At 60.4% G+C, this 13,375-nt stretch carries 15 protein-coding genes; 8 read left to right on the top strand and 7 right to left on the bottom strand.

Features of this window, described 5'->3' with window-relative positions:
- Positions 1-11 precede the first annotated feature (11 nt).
- The 3 genes from V8J81_RS17685 to V8J81_RS17695 all read left to right on the top strand — a co-directional run bounded on the left by V8J81_RS17685 (position 12) and on the right by V8J81_RS17695 (position 2,391).
- Positions 12-407 carry a (R)-mandelonitrile lyase gene (locus V8J81_RS17685; RefSeq protein WP_368477063.1) on the top strand — a complete coding sequence of 132 codons (396 nt, stop codon included), beginning with the start codon at positions 12-14 and terminating at the stop codon, positions 405-407.
- A 76-nt stretch (positions 408-483) separates the two neighbouring features.
- Positions 484-1,788: a UDP-glucose dehydrogenase family protein gene (locus V8J81_RS17690; protein ID WP_368477064.1), complete on the top strand. Its 1,305-nt coding sequence runs from the start codon at positions 484-486 to the stop codon at positions 1,786-1,788.
- Positions 1,789-2,064: 276 nt separating this feature from the next.
- Positions 2,065-2,391, top strand: coding sequence for a hypothetical protein (locus V8J81_RS17695; protein ID WP_368477065.1), 327 nt, complete (start codon positions 2,065-2,067; stop codon positions 2,389-2,391).
- Between the two features lie 54 nt (positions 2,392-2,445).
- Here the strand turns inward: V8J81_RS17695 and V8J81_RS17700 are convergent, their stop codons facing one another.
- A complete protein-coding gene (locus V8J81_RS17700) occupies positions 2,446-3,411 on the bottom strand; it encodes a KpsF/GutQ family sugar-phosphate isomerase (RefSeq protein ID WP_368477066.1) in 966 nt (321 codons plus the stop codon).
- Positions 3,412-3,507: 96 nt separating this feature from the next.
- Between V8J81_RS17700 and V8J81_RS17705 the strand changes: the two genes are divergently transcribed.
- Positions 3,508-3,948 carry an NUDIX domain-containing protein gene (locus V8J81_RS17705; protein ID WP_368477067.1) on the top strand — a complete coding sequence of 147 codons (441 nt, stop codon included), beginning with the start codon at positions 3,508-3,510 and terminating at the stop codon, positions 3,946-3,948.
- Here V8J81_RS17705 and V8J81_RS17710 read toward each other — a convergent pair.
- Positions 3,937-5,226 carry a PP2C family protein-serine/threonine phosphatase gene (locus V8J81_RS17710; protein WP_368477068.1) on the bottom strand — a complete coding sequence of 430 codons (1,290 nt, stop codon included), beginning with the start codon at positions 5,224-5,226 and terminating at the stop codon, positions 3,937-3,939. The two genes, V8J81_RS17705 and V8J81_RS17710, sit on opposite strands and share 12 nt — an antisense overlap.
- A gap of 160 nt (positions 5,227-5,386) precedes the next feature.
- Here V8J81_RS17710 and V8J81_RS17715 point away from each other — a divergent pair, with 160 nt between their 5' ends.
- Positions 5,387-5,710 (top strand): Hpt domain-containing protein, encoded by a 324-nt coding sequence (locus V8J81_RS17715; RefSeq protein ID WP_368477069.1) that lies wholly within the window; start codon positions 5,387-5,389, stop codon positions 5,708-5,710.
- A 4-nt stretch (positions 5,711-5,714) separates the two neighbouring features.
- Here the strand turns inward: V8J81_RS17715 and ilvA are convergent, their stop codons facing one another.
- A complete protein-coding gene (ilvA, locus tag V8J81_RS17720) occupies positions 5,715-6,962 on the bottom strand; it encodes a threonine ammonia-lyase IlvA (RefSeq protein WP_368477070.1) in 1,248 nt (415 codons plus the stop codon).
- Positions 6,963-7,001: 39 nt separating this feature from the next.
- Positions 7,002-7,814 (bottom strand): hypothetical protein, encoded by an 813-nt coding sequence (locus tag V8J81_RS17725; protein ID WP_368477071.1) that lies wholly within the window; start codon positions 7,812-7,814, stop codon positions 7,002-7,004.
- Between the two features lie 82 nt (positions 7,815-7,896).
- Between V8J81_RS17725 and V8J81_RS17730 the strand changes: the two genes are divergently transcribed.
- The 3 genes from V8J81_RS17730 to V8J81_RS17740 all read left to right on the top strand — a co-directional run bounded on the left by V8J81_RS17730 (position 7,897) and on the right by V8J81_RS17740 (position 9,941).
- Positions 7,897-9,114 carry an argininosuccinate synthase gene (locus V8J81_RS17730; protein WP_368477072.1) on the top strand — a complete coding sequence of 406 codons (1,218 nt, stop codon included), beginning with the start codon at positions 7,897-7,899 and terminating at the stop codon, positions 9,112-9,114.
- Entirely contained in the window at positions 9,111-9,578 is a 468-nt protein-coding gene (locus V8J81_RS17735) for a GNAT family N-acetyltransferase (protein WP_368477073.1), read from the top strand. The genes V8J81_RS17730 and V8J81_RS17735 overlap by 4 nt, the downstream gene beginning before the upstream one ends.
- A 78-nt stretch (positions 9,579-9,656) precedes the next feature.
- Positions 9,657-9,941 (top strand): SCP2 sterol-binding domain-containing protein, encoded by a 285-nt coding sequence (locus tag V8J81_RS17740; RefSeq protein WP_368477074.1) that lies wholly within the window; start codon positions 9,657-9,659, stop codon positions 9,939-9,941.
- A 6-nt stretch (positions 9,942-9,947) separates the two neighbouring features.
- Here the strand turns inward: V8J81_RS17740 and V8J81_RS17745 are convergent, their stop codons facing one another.
- The 3 genes from V8J81_RS17745 to V8J81_RS17755 all read right to left on the bottom strand — a co-directional run bounded on the left by V8J81_RS17745 (position 9,948) and on the right by V8J81_RS17755 (position 13,307).
- Positions 9,948-11,981, bottom strand: coding sequence for an NADPH-dependent 2,4-dienoyl-CoA reductase (locus V8J81_RS17745; protein WP_368477075.1), 2,034 nt, complete (start codon positions 11,979-11,981; stop codon positions 9,948-9,950).
- 158 nt (positions 11,982-12,139) lie between these two features.
- Complete coding sequence (locus tag V8J81_RS17750) at positions 12,140-12,511, bottom strand: hypothetical protein (RefSeq protein WP_368477076.1); 372 nt, start codon at positions 12,509-12,511, stop codon at positions 12,140-12,142.
- Positions 12,512-12,530: 19 nt separating this feature from the next.
- Positions 12,531-13,307 (bottom strand): DUF6478 family protein, encoded by a 777-nt coding sequence (locus V8J81_RS17755; protein WP_368477077.1) that lies wholly within the window; start codon positions 13,305-13,307, stop codon positions 12,531-12,533.
- Positions 13,308-13,375: the final 68 nt, after the last annotated feature.

A 13,375-nucleotide genomic window follows, 5' to 3' on the forward strand; every position in this document is an offset into this window, starting at 1 on the left:
GGAGACTTGCGATGAAAATCAGCCGTTCCGCCGAACTTGGCACGACCGCCGGGCCACAGGATTATTTCACAGGCGATGTCTCAATCACACCGCTCCGCCAGCCGAACGGGCCGGACCGGGCTGGGGTCTTACGGGTCCGCTTTGCTTCAGGCGCCCGCACGGCTTGGCACACCCACCCGCTTGGTCAGTTGCTGATCGTGACGCAGGGCGAAGGATGGGTGCAAACCGAGGGTGAGCCCAAGCAAATCATTCGACCCGGTGACGTGGTTTGGTTCGAACCCGGTGAGCGGCATTGGCACGGGGCGAGCGCGTCGTCAGATATGGAGCATATAGCGATACAAGAGGCGCAGGATGGTCGAGCGGCTGATTGGGCCGAACAAGTGACAGAGGCTGATTATCTGGGGTAGCGGAAACGCCCCTCCCTTGACCGTTCCGCCATCATATCCGAGACACCGGGCAAAGGCCCAATAAGGACACGATACCATGCGCATCACGATGATTGGCACCGGCTATGTCGGCCTTGTTTCGGGTGTTTGTTTCTCTGACTTTGGGCACGATGTGATTTGTGTCGACAAGGATCCGCGCAAGATTGAGATGTTGCGGGCGGGTGAGGTGCCGATCTACGAGCCGGGCCTCGACACGCTGATGGAAAAGAATGTGGAAGCCGGCCGGCTTTCCTTCACAACAGACCTCAAGGCTGCGGTGGATGGAGCTGAGGCAGTGTTCATCGCCGTGGGCACGCCCACACGTCGCGGCGATGGCCATGCCGATCTGACCTTTGTGATGGCCGCAGCGGAAGAGGTCGCGCAAGCGCTGACGGGTTACGCGGTGATTGTCACCAAATCGACCGTGCCCGTGGGCACCAACCGCAAGGTTAAACAGGCGGTGGCCAAGGCTAACCCAGAGGCCGATTTCGACGTTGCCTCCAACCCGGAATTCCTGCGGGAAGGCGCCGCGATCGACGACTTCATGCGCCCTGACCGTGTTGTTGTTGGTGTGCAGTCCGAACGTGCGGGTGAGGTGATGGCCGAAATCTACCGCCCCCTGTTCCTGCGCGATTTCCCGATTGTCACGACCGATCTGGAATCGGCCGAGATGATCAAATACGCCGCCAACGCATTTCTTGCGACCAAGATCACCTTCATCAACGAAATTGCCGCGCTGTGCGAAAAGGTCGGCGCGGATGTGAAGGAAGTGTCCAAAGGCGTGGGCATGGACGGGCGCATCGGGAACAAGTTCTTGCATGCCGGACCGGGCTACGGCGGATCGTGCTTTCCGAAAGATACCAGCGCGCTGGCCCGGATCGGGCAGGACTACGCCGCGCCACAGAGCATCGTGGAAACAGTCATCCGTGTGAACGATGACATCAAGCACCGGATGATCGAGAAATTGCGCGACCTATGTGACGGGTCGTTCAACGGCAAGACCATCGCCGTGCTCGGCGTCACATTCAAACCCAACACCGATGATATGCGCGATGCCCCCTCGCTGACGATTGTGCCCGCGCTGGTGGGTGGTGGTGCCAAAGTGCGTGTCGTCGATCCGCAAGGCCGCCGTGAGGGGGAAGACCTGTTGCCCGGCGTGAACTGGGCGGACGATCCCTACAAGGCCGCGCACAACGCTGATCTTGTGGTGATCCTGACCGAGTGGAATGAGTTCCGCGCGCTCGATCTTGATCGGATGGCCAAGAAGATGGCGACACCGCGCATGGCGGACCTTCGCAACATTTACAGCCCGCGCGATGCGAAGCGCGCCGGATTCGAATCCTATGAAGGTGTCGGGCGTTGATAGCCGTCCCGGTTTGCGAATCTTTCTGCGAGGCCGTTCACCGGCCTTGAGCGGCTTCCCCAGCGTCAATTGTTACAATTCACTCACGGTTTTCACGCGGTGTTCACGCGATTTCCAGACGTGCTCACCGCGCTGTGAAAATGTGCCTCACACGGTGATCACCTGCCGGTGAGACCACTGAAATCCTCTATTTTTCTGACCCTTGCGAGCCATAGCGTCTCTTCAGGCCGCAGCAAGATCGCTGAGGCCAAGGACAAATCTGAAGGGATAAGAACCATGAAGACTCTCGCACTTGCTACCGCACTCGCCGCTTCCATCGCTGCTCCGGCTTTCGCACAGGATTCCACTCAATTCGCCATCATGCACTTCAACATGAGCCTCGATAACGCGCAGGAAATGCGCATGGTGCCATCGGGTGAAATCATGATGGCCGATCTCGGCATGGGCTCGACCCTTGGTGATGTGTTCTCGCAGCTGAACCTGACCGCAGAGAACATGACGGAACTGCGCGGCACCGGCGAAACCGTGACCGTCATCGCCTCTGATCCGGCCCACGCTGCTGCGATTTTTGAGCGCCTGATGGCTGCCGACGACGACAACTAAGTCGATCTGAATTCTTCGCGGCCCCTGTCTGCAATGGCGGGGGCCTTTTTCTGTTCAGGCCAGGCCTGCGCGTAACAGATCGTGCAAATGCACGAGGCCAATGGGCCTGCTGTCCGCGTCCACCACGAACAGCGCCGTGATCTTGTTCTCGGACATCATCGCCATGGCCTCAGCCGCCAGCATATCCGGTCCGATGACCCGTGGATGTCGGGTCGCGACTTCACCGGCGGGCTGATCCGTCAGATGCGTTATATTGCGCCGCAAATCTCCGTCTGAGATCACGCCGACAAGCGCCCCGCCTTCCACTACTCCGGCAATGCCAAAGCTTTTCTCGGACATCACGACAAGCGTCTCAGGCATAGGTGTATCGGCCTCAACCAAAGGCAGGGCGTCAGCCCCGTGCATCAGTTGTGCCACCGTCGATAACTGTGCGCCAAGCTTTCCACCGGGATGAAAGGTGCGGAACTGTTCGGGCTGGAAACCGCGCCGTTCCATCACCGCAACCGCCAACGCATCCCCCAAGGCAAGCGTGAGGGTGGTCGAGGTTGTCGGTGCCATGCGAAGTGAGCAGGCCTCTTCCACATCCGGCAGCAACAGGCGGTGATCGGCGGCGCGCATCAACGTGCTGTCGGCCTTTTTCGAGATCGCCACCAAAGGGATCGAAAAGCGCGCAACATGGGCCACGATATCGCGCAGCTCGGATGTTTCGCCGGAATTGGAAATCAGGATCGCCAGATCGCCCGGCATGACCATGCCCAGATCGCCATGGCTGGCCTCAGCCGGATGCACAAAGGCCGATGGGGTTCCGGTGGAGGCGAACGTCGCGCTGATCTTACGTGCGATATGGCCGGATTTGCCGATCCCAGAAAGGATCACGCGGCCTTTTGTTGCCAGCACAGCCTCGGCAGCCGCTTCGAAATCCGCGGGCAACGCCTCGGCCAAGGCGCGCACGGCATCGCCTTCGGTTTTCAGCACGCGCGCCCCGGTATCGCGCAAGGAGGGGGTATTATCTTTGGCCATATGCGCCGTTTAGCCCGTTGATGTGCCCTTGGCGAGGGGATTGGCTTTCGACCGGCTAAAGGGCATGGCAGACAAAGCGCGAAGGAGAGCAAACTCATGAACCGCCGTTTCGGTGCCGCACCCCGCCACGATGTCCGCTATCCGCCCCGACCCGGGGCTTATGTGATCATCGACGCGGGCGATTGCCTGCTCGCTTCCTTTCAGGAGTCGCCCTTTCCCGAACTCCAACTCCCCGGTGGCGGGATCGACCCGGGCGAGGGTACACTGTCCGCTCTGCACCGCGAAGTGATGGAGGAAACCGGCTACCGCATCCACTCCATCCGCCGTCTAGGCATGTTCCACCGCTACACCTTCATGCCGGATTATGACCGTTACGCGCAGAAGCTGTGCAGCATTTACTGTGCCCGTTTGGGCCCGCGTGTGTCGGACCCGACCGAACCGGGCCACAGCGCCGTCTTTTTGCCATGGAGCGTTGCGCTGGAGAAGCTGGCCGTGGCTGGCGACCGCGAATATGTGGCCCGTTATCTAGGGCTGTAACGGGCGGCCTGTGTATTCCAGCAACAGGGCCGAGATATCATCAGGGAAGTCGGCAGACCCCGCGAACGCGACAAGATCTTCGCGCAGCGTTTCCAGAAAATCCGTCCCGCCACTGGCCTGATTGCGCTGCATCATGTCGATCAACCCTTCTTCCTCCAGCATCTCGCCATCGGGGCGCGGGCATTCTGTCAGCCCATCGGAATAAAGCAGCAGGCGGTCGCCGGGATGAAGCTGCACCTCGAAAGAGCGGAACGGGATTTCCGGAAGGAGGCCCACGGGCATATCGCCGTCTCCAACCATCTCAACCATCCCGTCGACACGCTGCACCATGGGATGTGGATGCCCGGCCTGAACCATGCGCACCAATCCAGTATCAAGGTTCAGGAAGGCCAGCGCGATTGTGAAATAGCGGTCTGTCTGCACCTCTTTCAGCATCAGATCGTTCAGGCGACCGGCTGCAATGTCAGGCGGCAGATCAACCAATGACCCATCAAGGCCGCGCACCAGCGAGATGTTCTGGTCTGGTGAGGCCTCGGAAAGCATGCCCGCAATCCGCGCCGCAATCATGGCCGAGGCGACCCCGTGGCCCGACACATCGAGGCTGAACAGCCCGACTGTGTCGTCGGTCACAGGGAAATAGCCCACCATATCCCCGCCGACATGGCCGCTGGCCTCCAGCATTAGGGAAACCTCCGCCCCGTCGAAGGCACGGCGTCGATCCTGAAGCAGGGCAAGCTGAAGGCGCCGCGCTTCATCAAGATCGCGGTCAATAGCGCCGTAAAGCCCCTGCAATTCGTCCAGAGCGTCCGACAGAATACCATTCTTGCTGCGTAATTCGCGCTGCATCGCCACGATACGCGCACCTGCATTCATGCGGGCGCGCAACTCCGGCGGACTGACCGGCTTTTGTAGAAAATCGTCCGCCCCTGCTTCCAGCCCTTCGGTCAAGGCGTTGCGCTCACTACGAGAGGTCAGCAGCAGGACATATGCGTAGCTTCCAGTGACGTCCTCACGAAGGCGGCGGCAGAATTCCGGCCCGGTCATTTCTGGCATCATCCAATCGCACAGGATCAGCGAAATCTTCGGGTCTCGGGCATGGACGAGCGCTTCGTTGGGATCACCTGTCGAGATTGCGTGATGCCCCCACTTCCGCAGAAGCGCGCAAACAAGGTTCCGCTGTGCCGGACTGTCATCCAGAACCAGCACCTTCAACGGCTCGGCTTTCACACCGAAGGGGGCGTCTTGCAGCTCCGGCGACGGAGCGGTCGCAATACTCATGAACTGGCCTCGCGTTCAGAATCGCCCGCCACAATTGCGCGCCAGGTCTTAATGCCCAGTGAAGCTTTCAATTTGAGCGACTTCTCCATGCGCGGGTGCGAATTTGTTAAGTTTTCCGGCCCTATGGTCCTCGCGGGGGCATCGACTGAGGTGCAGTTTTATGTGTGTGGATTGGGAACGTTTAAATGAGCTGAAAGACGATATCGGCGAAGAGGATTTCGCTGACGTCGCAACGCTTTTCGTGTCCGAATTGCAGGACACTTTATCCGGTATGCAGGTCGCCACCGCTGCGGCCGAGGATTTTCATTTCCTACGGGGGTCTGCTGCGAATCTTGGCTTCACAGCGCTCGTTGCAGCCTGCTCACGCGCAGAGGCCGCCGCAAAGGCGGGCGAGGCACCTGATGTGGCTGCCGTGAAATCGGCGTTCAACGCGGCGCTCGCCGAGATGTCGGCTAAAATGCCGGATCTTGCGATGGCGGCGTAACGGATCAGATCAGGAAGTCGGCGAGAATCTTGTCGTCGGTAATGTCGCGGAATCCGAAGCCGCGCGACGCCACGCGTTCAGCCAAATCCTCAAAACTGCCCGTGCGCTCGGTCTCGATCCCGATCAGGACCGAGCCGAAGTTGCGTGAATTCTTCTTGAGATATTCAAAACGCGTGATGTTGTCTTCGGCCCCCAGCAGATCGAGGAAATCACGCAGTGCGCCCGGACGCTGCGGCAGGCGAAGGATGAAATACTTCTTCAGCCCCTGCCAATTCTGCGCGCGTTCTTTCACCTCGGGCAGACGCTCAAAATCGAAGTTCCCGCCGGAGGTCACACAGACCACCGTTTTGCCTTTGATCTTCTCCGCGACGTCATCCAGTACGTTGATCGAAAGCGCACCCGCCGGTTCCAACACGATGCCTTCCAGGTTCAACATCTCCTGAATCGTCACACAGATGCGGTTCTCGGGCGCGATCAGGACGTTCTTTTTCGACGTGTCTTTCAGCACTTCAAAGGTGCGATCTCCGATCCGTGCAACGGCGGCGCCGTCCACGAATGTATCCGTGATCTCAATGGTTTGCGGCGCCCCGATCTTGAGGGCGGCGGTCAGACTTGCACCCCCGGCAGGCTCCACAAGGGTCAGCTCTGTTGTTGCCCCCATATCGCGCAGATAGCTCAGCATTCCAGCGGACAGGCCGCCCCCGCCGACCGGCAAAACCAAATGGTCCGGCGCGCGACCCAACTGCTCCATCATCTCAACAGCGACCGAGCTTTGGCCCTGAATGACGTCCGCGTCGTCGAAGGGTGAAAGGAAATGGGCGCCTGCCTCAGAACACCAGGCTTTCGCGGCGGCCAGTGTTTCATCAAAGAAATCGCCTTCAAGAATGATCTCAACAGCATCGCCGCCAAATGTCCGGGTTTTGAGCACCTTTTGATCCGGTGTCGTGACAGGCATGTAGATGCGCCCCCTCACCCCGAAATGAGAGCACACGAACGCCACCCCCTGCGCGTGGTTTCCCGCGCTGGCGCAAACGAATTGCGTCTGGTCGGGCTGCGCGTCGCGCACCTTGCGCATGGCGTTGAAGGCACCGCGCAATTTGTACGACCGCACGGGCGACAGATCTTCACGCTTCAGCCATATCTCCGCCCCGTAGCGCTCGCTCAGGTAAGCGTTCTTCTGCAATGGCGTCGCAGGAAACAGATCACGCAGGGCATCCGTGGCGGACCGGGCGGTGGTGGCAAAATCTCTCATGCCAAGGGAAGTGGCGCGTTTGCCCGCGCCTGTCCAGCCTCAGTTCAGCTGACGCCCCTCGATTAGGTTGCCGTAAAGCGTCGTCATAAGAGCCAGGTTCAGCAGCATTTGCAGCCATGTCACGACTAGGCTGAGGGCAACGCCAAACCCGTTGAGTGTGACTTGCTGCTGCACGCCGAATGGCGTTTCAACGGCGGTCGCCTCTCCGAATCCCGCAATGATCCCCTGGTTCAGGATCGTACTGGCCAACGCCAAAACAAAAATCGGCAAGATGATCTGACCAGCCACAGGCGCGGTCGCACGCCAGCTTTCACCGATCCCCAATTTTTCGCCAATCGCAGCGGCGGGAAGGATCAGGCCCACGCGCGTTGCCACCCAGGACAGACCAAAAACAAGGCCGATCCCCAAAAGAAGCGCCAGCGCCGGGGATTGAATGACTGCCACAAGGATCCCGATCACGATGCCAACAGCAAAACCGACACCGATCATGATCAGAAAGATCAAAATGGAATTGCCAAAGTAGTTGCCAATGTTCGATCCGCGCCATGCGGGGAACAGGCCAGTGGGATATTCTTCCAACAGCACAAACCGATGCCACGCGACCGCAGCCCAAAGCCAGCAGACCACGCCTGCTAGAATGGCGATCAGAATGCCCAGGATGCCAATGCCAGTTACGTTGCCTATCTCGCCAGTGGCAGGCGAAAAGGCCGCGCCCGTCAGAAGACCGGGGTTCGTGGCCAGCACGATGCCGATTGGAATGATGATCAGCACCAGCGTGATCCGCGCCGCAGATACAAGGTTGCCGAACACCTGCTGCACCACGTGGCGCAGAAGTTGATAGCCATAGTCCATGTGACGCGCCTCCGCTCGCTTGCCCCGCCTCTGAAAACCCGGTATCGCCCGCGCGGTCAACCATTTGCGACGGAGTTTACCCATGTCTGCGCCCAAGAAGGTCGTGCTAGCCTATTCCGGCGGCCTCGATACCTCGATCATCCTGAAATGGTTGCAGACGGAATACCGATGCGAGGTGGTGACGTTTACCGCCGATCTTGGCCAAGGGGAGGAGTTGGAGCCTGCCCGCAAAAAGGCCGAGATGATGGGGGCCTCCGATATCTACATCGAGGACTTGCGCGAGGAGTTCGTGCGCGATTTCGTCTTCCCGATGTTCCGCGCCAATGCGCTTTATGAGGGGCTGTACCTGCTCGGCACCTCCATCGCGCGTCCGCTGATTTCCAAGCGCCTCGTTGAGATTGCCGAAGAAACCGGTGCCGATGCCGTCAGCCACGGCGCGACCGGCAAGGGCAACGATCAGGTCCGGTTTGAACTCTGTGCCTATTCGCTGAACCCTGAAATTCAGGTCATCGCACCTTGGCGTGAATGGGATCTTGGCAGCCGGACGAAGCTGATCGAGTTTGCCGAAAAGCACCAGATCCCGATCGCCAAGGACAAGCGTGGCGAGGCGCCGTTCAGCGTCGATGCGAACCTTCTGCACACGTCTTCCGAGGGCAAGATGCTGGAGGATCCGTCCGAGGAAGCGCCCGATCACATCCTGCAGCGGATTTCCCGCCCCGAAGACGCGCCCGATGTGCCCGAGATGATCGAGATCGGGTTTGAAAAGGGTGATGCTGTCTCGATCAACGGCGAAGCGATGAGCCCCGCTTCGATCCTGACCGAGCTGAACCGCCTCGGCGGCAAGCACGGCATCGGCATCCTCGATCTCGTCGAAAACCGCTTCGTCGGCATGAAGTCCCGCGGCATCTACGAGACGCCCGGCGGCACAATCCTTCTGGAAGCCCATCGCGGCATCGAACAGATCACGCTCGACAGCGGCGCAGGACACCTGAAAGACAGCATCATGCCGCGCTATGCTGAGCTGATCTACAACGGCTTCTGGTTCTCGCCCGAGCGCGAGATGCTGCAGGCCCTGATCGACAAGTCGCAGGAGCACGTCACCGGCACCGTGCGTCTGAAGCTCTACAAAGGCTCTGCCCGCACGGTGGCGCGTTGGTCCGATCACTCGCTCTATTCCGAGGCCCACGTGACCTTTGAAGAGGATATGGGCGCCTACGATCAGTCTGACGCGCAGGGCTTCATCCAGCTCAACGCGCTGCGCCTGAAGCTTCTGGCCGCCCGGAACCGCAAGTTCAAATGACCATCTCGGTCCGCCCAGTCGAAAAGGCGGACCTTGATGCGCTGTTCGAGCTATGGCCCGCTGACGATCAGCGCCAATTCGTTGCGCCCAATGCTGTGACCGTTGCAGAGGCCGCCTATGAACCGGCGGCCTACGCTTTCACCATCTGGGCCGGTGACGTGCGGGTCGGCCTGATTGCGCTGATCGATATGACCGAACTCGATCCGTCCGAAGTTGCCCCCGAGGATGAGCCGGAGGCCGGTTTGCTTTGGCGGTTAATGATCGGCGAAGCCCATCAGGGCAATGGCTACGGTACCGCTGCGATCCAATGGGCCTTTGAATGGGCGCGCGCACGTGGCCGTCCGCGTATGTCCGTAGAGGTGGTTGAAACCAACACCGTCGCCATTGCGCTCTACGAACGTATGGGGTTCCGCGCCACCGGTGTGATGTACGGCAACGAAGCGCAGATGGCGCGCGACCTCTGATCCTCCGCCGCTACGTTACACTTGCCGCCTTGAGTGCAGCTGCCTAGCCGTAGACCGACCCTCTATGGAGCACCCGAGATGACCCTTTCCGATATCGCCGACCGTATCCGTGCCGCACTCTCCGAGAAGACCTTTGACGGCTCGCTCAAATTCGACTGCGGGGATGAGGGCGTCATCGTGCTGGCCGAAAATTCCGCCACGACGCAGGATCAAGACACCGACTGCACCATCAGGATCAGCCGCGAGAACCTCGGCAAATTGCTGACCGGCAAGTTGAACCCGATGACCGGCGTGATGATGGGCAAGCTGAAGGTCTCGGGCGATATGGGCGTCGCCCTCGGCCTTAGCAAACTGTTGGCCTAAGCGCCCCTAAAGCGTCGCCGCCAGCCGTACCCCTTGGTTGATCGCGCGCTTGGCATCAAGTTCTGCGGCCACATCCGCACCACCGATCACATGCGGCTCGACGCCTTGCTCGATCAGCGTATCCGCCAGCGTCCGCTCCACAACCTGCCCGGCGCAAAGCACCACTGTGTCGCATGCGATCAACGTCGGACTTTCGCGTGCCTCGCCAAAGCTGACATGCAAGCCCTCGGCGTCGATACGCTCGTAATTCACACCCGTCACCATCTGCACATTCTTCATCTTCAGACTGGCGCGGTGGATCCAGCCGGTGGTTTTGCCCAGACCTTTTCCCATCTTCTGCGCCTTACGCTGCAGCAGCGTGACCTCCCGCGCCGGCGCTTCGGGCAAGGGCCCCTCCGGCGCAAGACCGCCCCGATGCTCTGCCGGGTCCGCGACACCCCATTCGCGACGCCAAAGTTCCGGCACCTCAGTCGGGCTTTCGCCCTCATGGGTCAGGTATTCGGCGACATCAAAGCCAATGCCACCCGCGCCGATCACGGCCACGCGGCGACCGACCGGAGCCTTGCCAGCGAGCACATCCACATAGCTCAGAACATTCGGCCCATCCTGCCCGGAAATCTCCGGGTCTCGGGGGCGCACACCGGTGGCAATGATAACCTCATCATAGCCTGCCAAATCATCGGCAGACGCGTCCTGCCCCAACCGCAGATCAATCTGGTGGCGTTCCATCATCGTGGCGAACCAGTCGACCAGCCCGATGAACTCTTCCTTGCCGGGGATCTGCTTGGCCATATTCAACTGCCCACCAACTTGGCTTGCCTTGTCGAACAGAACCACCTTGTGCCCGCGTTCCGCCGCCGTCATCGCGGCCGCCATCCCGGCCGCACCTGCGCCCACGACCGCGATGCGCTTGGGCGTGTCCGCAGGGCCGTAGTCCAATTCCACCTCATGGCAGGCGCGCGGGTTTACCAGGCATGAGGTCAGCTTGCCGCTGAACGTGTGGTCCAAACACGCTTGATTACAGGCAATGCAGGGCGCGATTTCATCCGCACGGCCCGCCTCGGTTTTGGCCACGAACTCCGCGTCGGCCAGAAAGGGTCGCGCCATCGACACCATGTCGGCGCAGCCCTCGGCCAGCACCTCTTCGGCCACATCCGGCATATTGATCCGGTTCGAGGTAATCACCGGAATACCAACCTTACCCATAAGCTTCTTAGTGACCCAGGCAAACGCTTTGCGCGGAACGCTCGTCGCAATCGTCGGAATGCGCGCCTCATGCCAGCCGATGCCCGTGTTCAGGATCGTGGCCCCCGCCGCCTCAACCGCTTGCGCCAATTGCACAACCTCCTCATGGGTTGACCCGCCTGGCACAAGGTCGATCATCGACAGGCGATATATGAGGATGAAGTCGTCGCCCACGGCCTCCCGGCACCGGCGTACGACCTCAACCGGCAGGCGCATCCGGTTTTCGTATGATCCGCCCCAACGATCCTCTCGCTTATTCACGTGCGTGACGAGGAACTGGTTCAGGAAATATCCCTCGCTCCCCATGATCTCGACCCCGTCATACCCGGCCTCCCGCGCGCGAACAGCGGCGGTGACGATATCGGCGATCTGCTTCTCGATCCCCTCTTCATCCAGTTCCTTCGGCGGAAACGGAGAGATCGGCGACTTCACCGCCGAGGCGCTTACGCAATCCGGGCTGTAGGCGTACCGCCCCGCATGCAGGATCTGCATAGCGATCTTGCCGCCATTTTCATGGACCGCATCCGTCACCACACGGTGGTTCGCAATGTCCTGATCCGAGAACAGCCCCGCGGCCCCCGGAAACACGCCGCCTTCCTTGTTCGGCGCCATGCCCCCCGTCACGATCAGCGCAACACCACCCGCAGCCCGATCCGCATAGAAGCGCGCAACGCGGGGCCAATCCTTGGTCTCTTCCAGACCGGTGTGCATGGAGCCCATCAACACGCGGTTTTTCAGCGTCGTGAACTCCAGGTCGAGCGGGGCCAGAAGGTTCGGGTAATGTGCATGTGTCATGGCTGGGGCCTCCCTTGCGTGACGTGCAGGTAAACCGATCCGCGCGCGAAGGTCACGCGAAACCCCGCGTCACGAGGGCGCCCTTTCATCTTGCCAGAAAACCTCCGGGGGAGTCCGCAAGGACGGGGACAGAGCCCCCTTAACCGCGCCCGGTCAGATCAATCCTGGCCCGTCTCGGCGCAATGGCGGCGGAAGGCGCGTTTCAGCATCTCCAACTCGTCGCGCAGCAGGGCTATTTCGCCCCGAATATCCTCATCCAGCGCGGAGCCTGCCATGAGTGTGACCCGATCCAGCACGTCGCCAGACGCGGTGGAGCGAAGACCGACCACTTGCACCCCGTCGCTAACCACCTCAATCGGCAGGTCCAGAGACACAGCTACCGCGCCCTCCTCCTCGGGGTGCGGGGCCAATTGCGCGATCCCGATGATCTTGCCGCGATGAAGCGCTTCAATCTCGGTCTGCGCGGCGCCCGTCAAAATGCCTTCATACCGACCACCCTGTAGCGTGGTGCAAACCAGATTTTCAGCCATGCTCAGCCCCCCAAAGACGTCAGAAATCAGCGCGCGGCGCGCGCAACAGGACCATGTCCCACAAGGCGATGCGGGTCATCTTCGGACCCTCGATGATCAGGTCCAGCCAGGCCTTTTCCAGCCGTTTCTCATTGATCTTGGAATAGGCCAGATCAAACTCCGCCTGGCCGTTGGATCCATCAAATTCCACCTGCCGCACGATTTGTTCCACGTTCGGGCCATGCTGTACGTTCAGACGCGCGTATATTTCCACCGGTTGTTCGCGCTCGGCGACCAGCTTGATGGCAATGAAATGGTTTCGGGTCAGACCGACCAACGCCTCACCGGGCAGATCCTGCACGAACGAGATGAAAGAGCCGTCTGACCGGTAAACCTCCAGCACCAGCCCGAATTGCGATCCGTCCACCCAATCTGGCGTCCGATCCTGCATCAGGCTGAAATCGGCGTTGGTAGCATCGTGAAAAACCGTGATCCCACCCGCGAGTGGCTGCGGTGAACTTAACCCAACAACACCTCGTGGACGCATTTCGGCCTTCCAAGGGTTCGGGCGCACCGCCCAGTCACATTGGTCCGGCCGGTCGATACCATCCGTATCAGACGCCCTGCGCGCCCTCAGCTCCGACCGTGCCTGTGCTGACATAACGTCAAGCCGGTCGCGCAATCCGCGGATGTCACCGGCCATCCGGTTCAACTCAGAACTCGGCAGATCTTTTGGAACGCGTAAGGCGCGTTGCCAGCGTTTGAGCGTCTGGCCAAGGCCAAATCCGCCAAACATTCCGGGAAAATCCTGACCCATTCCGCTCATCCTTCGCACCCACGACCGACGCCTGGCCCTGATCATAGCAGGTTTCTCTTGGCAGACGG

It is taken from the genome of Gymnodinialimonas sp. 202GB13-11, from assembly GCF_040932485.1.
Lineage (GTDB): Bacteria > Pseudomonadota > Alphaproteobacteria > Rhodobacterales > Rhodobacteraceae > Gymnodinialimonas > Gymnodinialimonas hymeniacidonis.

Excerpts from the sequence above, each read along its gene's own strand:
- V8J81_RS17685 (WP_368477063.1), top strand. The coding sequence starts at position 12 with ATGAAAATCAGCCGTTCCGCCGAACTTGGCACGACCGCCGGGCCACAG.
- V8J81_RS17690 (WP_368477064.1), top strand. The coding sequence starts at position 484 with ATGCGCATCACGATGATTGGCACCGGCTATGTCGGCCTTGTTTCGGGT.
- V8J81_RS17695 (WP_368477065.1), top strand. The coding sequence starts at position 2,065 with ATGAAGACTCTCGCACTTGCTACCGCACTCGCCGCTTCCATCGCTGCT.
- V8J81_RS17700 (WP_368477066.1), bottom strand. The coding sequence starts at position 3,411 with ATGGCCAAAGATAATACCCCCTCCTTGCGCGATACCGGGGCGCGCGTG.
- V8J81_RS17705 (WP_368477067.1), top strand. The coding sequence starts at position 3,508 with ATGAACCGCCGTTTCGGTGCCGCACCCCGCCACGATGTCCGCTATCCG.
- V8J81_RS17710 (WP_368477068.1), bottom strand. The coding sequence starts at position 5,226 with ATGAGTATTGCGACCGCTCCGTCGCCGGAGCTGCAAGACGCCCCCTTC.
- V8J81_RS17715 (WP_368477069.1), top strand. The coding sequence starts at position 5,387 with ATGTGTGTGGATTGGGAACGTTTAAATGAGCTGAAAGACGATATCGGC.
- ilvA (WP_368477070.1), bottom strand. The coding sequence starts at position 6,962 with ATGAGAGATTTTGCCACCACCGCCCGGTCCGCCACGGATGCCCTGCGT.
- V8J81_RS17725 (WP_368477071.1), bottom strand. The coding sequence starts at position 7,814 with ATGGACTATGGCTATCAACTTCTGCGCCACGTGGTGCAGCAGGTGTTC.
- V8J81_RS17730 (WP_368477072.1), top strand. The coding sequence starts at position 7,897 with ATGTCTGCGCCCAAGAAGGTCGTGCTAGCCTATTCCGGCGGCCTCGAT.
- V8J81_RS17735 (WP_368477073.1), top strand. The coding sequence starts at position 9,111 with ATGACCATCTCGGTCCGCCCAGTCGAAAAGGCGGACCTTGATGCGCTG.
- V8J81_RS17740 (WP_368477074.1), top strand. The coding sequence starts at position 9,657 with ATGACCCTTTCCGATATCGCCGACCGTATCCGTGCCGCACTCTCCGAG.
- V8J81_RS17745 (WP_368477075.1), bottom strand. The coding sequence starts at position 11,981 with ATGACACATGCACATTACCCGAACCTTCTGGCCCCGCTCGACCTGGAG.
- V8J81_RS17750 (WP_368477076.1), bottom strand. The coding sequence starts at position 12,511 with ATGGCTGAAAATCTGGTTTGCACCACGCTACAGGGTGGTCGGTATGAA.
- V8J81_RS17755 (WP_368477077.1), bottom strand. The coding sequence starts at position 13,307 with ATGGGTCAGGATTTTCCCGGAATGTTTGGCGGATTTGGCCTTGGCCAG.